Raw genomic sequence first — 6,189 nt, 5'->3', positions numbered from 1 at the left:
GCAACATTCCTCCCGCCGAGGCCGAAGCGCGCTACTATGCTCAAACCGAGGGCGTCGCCATGGCGGCGTGACTCAAGCCAAATGGCCTCCGGGAAACCCGGGGCGGTTCACTCCTCGTACTCCTCCTCCCACACGTCACAGAGCCGCTTGTAAAACAGCAACCCAAAGATGTAGTGCTTATAGTCCGCCGCATCGATGGCCCCCCTCAGGATGTCGGCGGCCCGCCACAGGTGGGATTCAAGCTGGTCCAGGGTCAGAACGGCCATCGCAAGCCCAACGTCTCTTCAAAAGTGTGCAACTCGGCGGCCCCCTATCAGACCGGGTGCGGCAGGCAACGGCCTTGACCGGGGGCGGGGCTGCGGCAGGGTAATCGGATCAGTCCTCCTCATCGAAATCGTCGTCGGGGTCCGGGTACTGGGGCGGGGCCTTGCCGACCGACGCGACGACTCGGGGGTAGCGTTTGCGTGGTTCCCGCTCGCCGAGAGCCAGGACCTCGACACGGAACCGCCACTCGTCGCCATAGTCGAACAGGAACGTCATCGCCTTCCCGACCTTCGGGAACGCCTGGGCCACCGTCGTCTTCCTGACGCTGAGGGAGTTGCCGCCCTCGCCCATGTCGGCGAAGAGTTCATACCGGGGCTTGGCGTCGTAGATGTGGCCGGTAAGCTTGGGGAAGAACCCGAAGGCGTGGTCGAGGTCGAAGGCGTAGGCCCGGACGATGGCCTCGGCGAGGTCGTAGAGGGAGCGGTCGCTCGGGATCTCGATGTCCCGGTAGAGCTTGGGCCGAAGGGCGGCCCGGACGATGTGGGTGGCGGCTTCGGCCATGCGTTGTCCTCCTGTCGGTGCGGCGGCTCGCCGCGTCACGCCTGCGGCAGGCTTTCCCGGATATCGGGAACGCCGGCCAGGAAGATGGCGTCGGGCTGGTGGTTGACGTAGGCAAGGAAGATGTACTCGTTCCAGTGGTTGGCGGTCGGGCCGAACTTCAGCAGGGCTTCGGCATCCGCGGCCTTCCGGCCGCCGGCCGCGGTCATCCGGGCGACCTCGCGGCCGATGTAGTCCAGGAACCGCTGCTCCGTCCCGTCCAGCACCACGTAGGGCGTGGTGATCACCACATGATGGCCGATGTCCGGGACCGGCGGGGGCAGCAGGCGGGTGTACCAGAGTTGACCGGTTTCCCCGAGATAACCCGTCGCTGAGTGGCACCGCAGCACCTGCCGGCTCACGATGTCCTTTAACAGCACCAGCGGACCGTCCAGGCCCATGTGGATGTAGAAGCCCATGCGGGACTCCTGCATCGGCCGGACGATGTCGGCGATCCAGGCCGGCATGCCGGTGGTTTCCGCCACCCGCAGGATGCAGGTCCCCATGGTCTCCCGGCTGGACCCGAACTGGAGGTCGAAGAAGGCCCACATGTTGAAGTGGCTCGCCGTGAGCGGGCTGATCGGCGGCCCTTCCGGCACGTATTCGTCCTCGGCCTTCGCCACCGCCTTGGCGTAGCCCTTCGCCTCGGGCATGGCGGAGATCGCCTCGGCGAACATCGACACCAGCGTCAGCCCCTGGGCGTAGAAAGCGAAGGCGGGGTCGTAGCCTTGCTCGACGAGGTCCCTGAACTGGCTGCCGTCGAGGCCGGCCTCAAGGGCACGCTCCCGGCTCGCCCGAAACGCGGACAGATCGATGACGTTCGACCGGATCTGGGTCGCCACCTTCCGGGCGATCTTGTCGGCGACGCTTCCCATAGGGGCTCCTGCTGTCGGTTTGGCCCACGCCTCAGTGCGGGTGGACGTGGTGGGCATCGGGGAAGTGGGCGTGCCGGTGTCGTAGTCGGCCGTGACGATGCTTGTGGGTGTGCGGTTCGGTCACCGGGCCGTCGTGACCGTGCTGGTGATGCTCGTCGTGGACGTGTGGGTGATCGTGCTCGATCTCGTTGTGGTCATGCTCATGGTCGTGGTCCTCGGTCAGGTGCAGCCAGACGCCGATCCCCATCAGGACCGCGGCGGCGATCAACCCGGCCGTCAGCGGCTCGTCGAACATCGCCAGGGAGGCGATGGCTCCGACGAAGGGGGCCGTGGAAAAATACGCTCCGGTCCTGGCGGTGCCGATGTGCCGCAAGGCGATCACGAACAGCACGAGGCTGAGGCCGTAGCCCAGCAGCCCGACCAGCATGGCCGCCGCCGCGGTCGGCAAGGCGGGCAGGCCGTCACCAAGGACCGAGGCGATGCCGACGTTGACGCTGCCGGCAACCAGCCCCTTGATCGTGGCGATGTCCACGGGATCTACCAGAGAGACCTTGCGGGCCAGGTTATTGTCCACCGCCCACATCAGGGACGCGGCGGCGACCGCGGCCGGCCCCCAACCAGCGGCGATGTCCACCGTTCCGCCCCAGGACAGCACCACCGCTCCCGCCACGATGGCGACCATGCCGGCGACGAGCCGCCGGTCGAAGCCTTCTTGGAAGACGAACCACGCCAAGAGGGCGGTAAGCACTCCTTCCAGATTGAGCAGCAGCGAGGCGGTCGATGCCGGCGTTGCCCTCAGGCCGAACATCAGCAGCACCGGACCGGCAACACCACCGGCAAAGACGGCGGCCAGCAACCAGAACCACTCGATGCCGTGGATGCTCCGCTCGTTCCGCTCCTGCGAGGCCGACAGCCCACGGGCCAGCCGAACCAACCCCAGGCCGATCCCGGAGCCGAGATACAGCAGGCCCGCCAGCATCCAGGGCGACAGGTCGTGGACCAGGAGCTTCGCCAGCGGCGTGCTGATGCCGAAGAGCACCGCGGCCAGAATGGCCATCGTCGAACCTGCTTATGCCATAGGAGCTTCGCCCGTCCGGTAGCTGGAAACGTCCGCCCGACCGAACCTGATGGAGATGCCCGACGCTGTCCAGCCCATCGGTTGCCTACAAAATCCGGATTTGAAGGCAACCGGAGTGGAGCGGGTGTGGAGGAACTCGGGCTGGCCATACAGACCATGTCGGCCGACCTGGAGCGGTGATTCGAAGAAGAAGCGGAAGGGGCGTGGCTGCTGGTACTTCAGGGTTATGAGGGCAGCTACCGCTACAGCCGCTACGCCGGCCCCGCCAACGCTCCGGAAATCGCCGCCCGCGTCGAGCGGTTCCGCGACCTCAAGGCGGACTTCACCGGGCGACGGCGGATGGCGTCGGCACTCAAGGCCGCCGGGCTGCCGCCGCCGGACGCCTTCATCCAATGCGTCCCTTTTCTTCGGAACACCTGCGGATATTCAGGTATGCGGGCCTTCTCCACCGTGCGCCGTCAGGGGGCTGATCGGCGGCCCGTCCGGCACGTCACGTCCTCCGTCTTCGCCACCGCCTTGGCGTACCCCTTCGCCTCGGGCATGGCGGAGATCGCCTCGGCGAACATCGACACCCTGCTCAGCCCTGGGCGTGGAAGGCGGAGGCGGGGTCGTAGCCCTGCGCGACGAGGTCCTTGACCCGGCTGCCATCCAGGCCGTCCGCGACGGCACGCTCCCGGCTCGTCCTTAACGCCGACAGCTCGATGAGCGTCGACCGGATCTGGATCGCCACCTTGCGGGCGATCTTGTCGGCCACACGTCCCATGGGCTCTCTCCTGGTGCTGGTCGGGCCGTCTGTGCCGGCGGTCTCAGCAGCATTCGTCCTCCAGCTTGCGCAGAAGCGCCACCCCCTCGGCGTCCTCGTGCTCCTCGAAGAGGTCGCCGATGTAGGACACGCTGGCGCACAGCAGGCACAGGCCGTCGGCCTGGCGGCGGGTGGCGTCACCGGCGACCGCCAACCGCTCCTTGAAGCGCTCCCAGAAGGCGTTCGTCTTGGTCGGGTCGTCGATGTGGTGGAGCAGGCGGGCGACGAGGCGGGCGGCGTTGTCCGCGCAGTCGATGCCCTTGAAGGACACGTAACGGTCGGGGACGGCGGAGGTCATGGCGGCGGGCTCCCACAGGTCGGATGGTGCGGCGTTGCCGTGCTGTGGGGCTAGCGGTGCCACGCCATCAAGCGGTGCCGCACGAATCGCCGCGGCGCCGCGCGAATCGCCGCTGCCATGGCACGAACGGTCGGTCACAGCGCCAGCAGCGCCTTCAGCGCCTCGATGCGGCCGCGGCTGACCGGCACGCGCGGGGCACCGGGGGCCGCCATGACGAAGGCGGCGCGCCCGTCGCGGCGGTCGAGGGCGCGGGCGTGGCGCAGGTTGACCAGGTAGCCGCGGTGGCTGCGCACGAAGTGGTGCGACTCGAGGCGCGCCTCCAGTTCCGACAGGGACAGGGCGCAGAAATGGGGCCCGGCGGCGGTGTGGACGGTGGTGTAGTGCCCGTTGGCCTGGACGTACACCGCGTCGGCCGGGTCGAGAAGGGCGACGCCGCGGCGCGTGGTCACCGGCAGCTTGACCAGGGGCGCGGCGCGAACCGGCGCCGGCTGGGCGGGCGCCGGCTGGCCGGGTGGCGCGGCACCGGCCGGGGGCGCGGCGGTGCCGCTGGCCGGCGGGCGGTCGAGGCGGAACAGCAGGAGCGCCGTCCGCGCCCCCGCGGCGCCGCCCACCGCCGTGGCATTGACCACCATCACCCGGCCCGGCATCGCCACGATCATGGACGTCGCGGAAGCCGGCGCCGCCGGGTCGTCGGCGGCGGCCAGCAACAGCTCGACCTTGGCCCGGCTGGCCGGCGGGTGCAGTTCGTCCAAGCCGGCGCCGCACAGGCTCTCGCCATCCCGGCCGAGCAGCCGGGCCGCCGCCGCGTTCAGCGAAATCACGCGGCGCTCGCCGTCGAGCAGGACCAGGCCGACGTCCATGTGCTGAAGGGTGTGCTCCATCGCCGGCCAGTATAGCGGCACCACCCCCGATCCGGCGATGCCCGCCGCACGCCGCGGCCCCGGTCGTCCGGCGCGGCCCGGTGGCCGGGGCGGGGCAGCCCGCTCACCCGGGCGGCCGGGTCGCCGCCGGGATGCGCCCGCGCTCGGCAAGGAAATCGAGCAGCGCCCTGACGCGGGAGGGCAGCGGTCCGCCCTGGCCGACATGGATGGCGTGGAACGCCTCCCGGTCGCCGGGGTTCAGGTGCTCCAGCACCGGAACGAGACGGCCGGCGGCGATGTCGCCGGTGACGGTGAAGGCGGCGAGGCGCACCACGCCGCTGCCACCGAGGGCGAGCCGGCGCAGGCCTTCGCCGTCGCTCGCCTGCACCCGCCCGACGGCCGGCACCAGGACGGTTCCACCGCCGCGGCGCAGCGGCCAGCCCTCGACCGTGCGGGCGTAGCCGAGGCCCAGGCGGTCGAGGCGCTCCAGGTCCTCGATGGTCTCCGGGTGGCCGACGCGGGCGAGGTATGCGGGCGCCCCGACGATCACCATGGCGGTGTCGCCGAGCGTGCGGGCCACCAGGCTCGAACTCGTCAACGGGCCGGCGCGGACCGCCACGTCCGTGCGGTCCGCCAGCAGGTCGACGACCGCGTCGGTCAGGACGAGGTCGACGGTGACGCCGGGATGGCGGTCCAGAAACGCCGGCAGGACCGGTGCGAGCACGTGGGTGGCATAGGACGCGTTGGTGTTGAGCCGGATCCGCCCGGTCGGCTGCTCCCCGGCGCCGGCGGTCCGCTCGGCGTCGTCGATGTCGGCCAGGATGCGGGTCGCCCGCTCGTAGAAGGTGCAGCCTTCCGCGGTGAGCTGGACGGCGCGGGTCGAACGGTTGACCAGCCGGGTGCCGAGACGCGCCTCGAGCCGGGCGACGAGTTTGCTCACGGCGGACGGCGTCATCCGGCACACCCGCGCCGCGGCCGAGAAGCCGCCCTGCTCGACCACCCGGACGAACACCGCCATCTCACCGGATCGGTTGACCTCCGATCGCCCCATCGGTCGTTCACGTCACAAATGCGGATCCGGTGCGCACACTAGGTCATCCACGGCGGACCGTCCATCTCCGCCAACCGACACCGGCCCCAGGATGGGGCGCCCGGTGCGGCGCGCACGCCGAACGCCCCCGAAGGCGAAGCCTTCGGGGGCGTTGGGTGTTTGGTTGCGGGGAGAGGATTTGAACCTCTGACCTTCAGGTTATGAGCCTGACGAGCTACCGGGCTGCTCCACCCCGCGATAAACCGGTGAATGAGAAGAGGGTGTGATCGTGTGTGTGCGCCGTGGTGACCTGGCGGCGACCTACTCTCCCACGTCTTAGGACGCAGTACCATTGGCGCTGAGGGATTTCACGGCCGAGTTCGGG

The 6,189-nt window shown here is 69.7% G+C and carries 8 protein-coding genes, 1 tRNA gene and 1 rRNA gene; all 10 read right to left on the bottom strand.

Annotated features, from left to right (window positions below; genetic code table 11):
• Positions 1 to 107 precede the first annotated feature (107 nt).
• A complete protein-coding gene (locus AC6H2I_RS30275) occupies positions 108 to 266 on the bottom strand; it encodes a type I restriction-modification system subunit M N-terminal domain-containing protein (protein WP_497504511.1) in 159 nt (52 codons plus the stop codon).
• 109 nt (positions 267 to 375) lie between these two features.
• On the bottom strand, positions 376 to 825 hold the full coding sequence (locus tag AC6H2I_RS30270) for an IS1096 element passenger TnpR family protein (protein ID WP_497504510.1): 450 nt from the start codon (positions 823 to 825) through the stop codon (positions 376 to 378).
• 35 nt (positions 826 to 860) lie between these two features.
• Positions 861 to 1,736 carry a hypothetical protein gene (locus AC6H2I_RS30265; protein ID WP_497504509.1) on the bottom strand — a complete coding sequence of 292 codons (876 nt, stop codon included), beginning with the start codon at positions 1,734 to 1,736 and terminating at the stop codon, positions 861 to 863.
• Positions 1,737 to 1,767: 31 nt separating this feature from the next.
• Positions 1,768 to 2,793, bottom strand: coding sequence for a DMT family transporter (locus tag AC6H2I_RS30260; RefSeq protein ID WP_497504508.1), 1,026 nt, complete (start codon positions 2,791 to 2,793; stop codon positions 1,768 to 1,770).
• A gap of 598 nt (positions 2,794 to 3,391) precedes the next feature.
• On the bottom strand, positions 3,392 to 3,577 hold the full coding sequence (locus tag AC6H2I_RS30255; RefSeq protein WP_497504507.1) for a hypothetical protein: 186 nt from the start codon (positions 3,575 to 3,577) through the stop codon (positions 3,392 to 3,394).
• Between the two features lie 43 nt (positions 3,578 to 3,620).
• The gene (gene cowN, locus AC6H2I_RS30250; RefSeq protein WP_497504506.1) at positions 3,621 to 3,914 is read right to left on the bottom strand and encodes a N(2)-fixation sustaining protein CowN; all 294 of its coding nucleotides are present in this window, start codon (positions 3,912 to 3,914) and stop codon (positions 3,621 to 3,623) included.
• Between the two features lie 134 nt (positions 3,915 to 4,048).
• Positions 4,049 to 4,819 carry a PAS domain-containing transcriptional regulator gene (locus tag AC6H2I_RS30245; RefSeq protein ID WP_497504505.1) on the bottom strand — a complete coding sequence of 257 codons (771 nt, stop codon included), beginning with the start codon at positions 4,817 to 4,819 and terminating at the stop codon, positions 4,049 to 4,051.
• A 79-nt stretch (positions 4,820 to 4,898) separates the two neighbouring features.
• Positions 4,899 to 5,792, bottom strand: coding sequence for a LysR family transcriptional regulator (locus tag AC6H2I_RS30240; RefSeq protein WP_497504504.1), 894 nt, complete (start codon positions 5,790 to 5,792; stop codon positions 4,899 to 4,901).
• A 193-nt stretch (positions 5,793 to 5,985) separates the two neighbouring features.
• A tRNA-Met gene (locus AC6H2I_RS30235) sits at positions 5,986 to 6,062 on the bottom strand.
• A gap of 50 nt (positions 6,063 to 6,112) precedes the next feature.
• Positions 6,113 to 6,189, bottom strand: a 5S ribosomal RNA gene (rrf, locus tag AC6H2I_RS30230); the annotation flags it as partial.

Source organism: Azospirillum sp. NS33, assembly GCF_059703765.1.
Note: the sequence above shows the minus strand (reverse complement) of the source record. Positions and strands in the feature narration are given on the sequence as shown.

What these genes read in the sequence shown, in the direction of transcription:
- AC6H2I_RS30275 (WP_497504511.1), bottom strand. Translation starts at nt 266, where the DNA reads ATGGCCGTTCTGACCCTGGACCAGCTTGAATCCCACCTGTGGCGGGCC.
- AC6H2I_RS30270 (WP_497504510.1), bottom strand. Translation starts at nt 825, where the DNA reads ATGGCCGAAGCCGCCACCCACATCGTCCGGGCCGCCCTTCGGCCCAAG.
- AC6H2I_RS30265 (WP_497504509.1), bottom strand. Translation starts at nt 1,736, where the DNA reads ATGGGAAGCGTCGCCGACAAGATCGCCCGGAAGGTGGCGACCCAGATC.
- AC6H2I_RS30260 (WP_497504508.1), bottom strand. Translation starts at nt 2,793, where the DNA reads ATGGCCATTCTGGCCGCGGTGCTCTTCGGCATCAGCACGCCGCTGGCG.
- AC6H2I_RS30255 (WP_497504507.1), bottom strand. Translation starts at nt 3,577, where the DNA reads ATGGGACGTGTGGCCGACAAGATCGCCCGCAAGGTGGCGATCCAGATC.
- cowN (WP_497504506.1), bottom strand. Translation starts at nt 3,914, where the DNA reads ATGACCTCCGCCGTCCCCGACCGTTACGTGTCCTTCAAGGGCATCGAC.
- AC6H2I_RS30240 (WP_497504504.1), bottom strand. Translation starts at nt 5,792, where the DNA reads ATGGCGGTGTTCGTCCGGGTGGTCGAGCAGGGCGGCTTCTCGGCCGCG.